This window comes from Sphingomonas sp. Leaf33 (genome assembly GCF_001421785.1).
Lineage (GTDB): Bacteria > Pseudomonadota > Alphaproteobacteria > Sphingomonadales > Sphingomonadaceae > Sphingomonas.
In genome coordinates, this window is sequence record NZ_LMLB01000012.1 from 480 (window position 1) to 841 (window position 362).

Annotated in this window: 1 rRNA gene (only partly in view); it reads right to left on the reverse strand. The window is 50.6% G+C overall.

From position 1 onward, the window contains the following. Positions 1 to 362 (reverse strand): 23S ribosomal RNA (locus ASE86_RS13205) (its annotated part extends past both window edges: 479 nt to the left, 323 nt to the right); the annotation flags it as partial.

Here is a 362-nt window from a genome sequence, read left to right on the forward strand (position 1 = left end):
AGCGACTGATTCGCCCTATTCGGACTCGATTTCTCTACGGCTTCCCTATTCGGTTAACCTTGCCACTGAATGTAAGTCGCTGACCCATTATACAAAAGGTACGCAGTCACCCTTGCGGGCTCCTACTTTTTGTAAGCATGCGGTTTCAGGATCTATTTCACTCCCCTCCCGGGGTTCTTTTCGCCTTTCCCTCACGGTACTGGTTCACTATCGGTCGATTACGAGTATTTAGCCTTGGAGGATGGTCCCCCCATATTCAGACAGGATTTCTCGTGTCCCGCCCTACTTGTCTCTACCTTAGTACCACACGTCTGTTTTCGCATACAGGGCTATCACCTGCTATGGCCGGACTTTCCATTCCG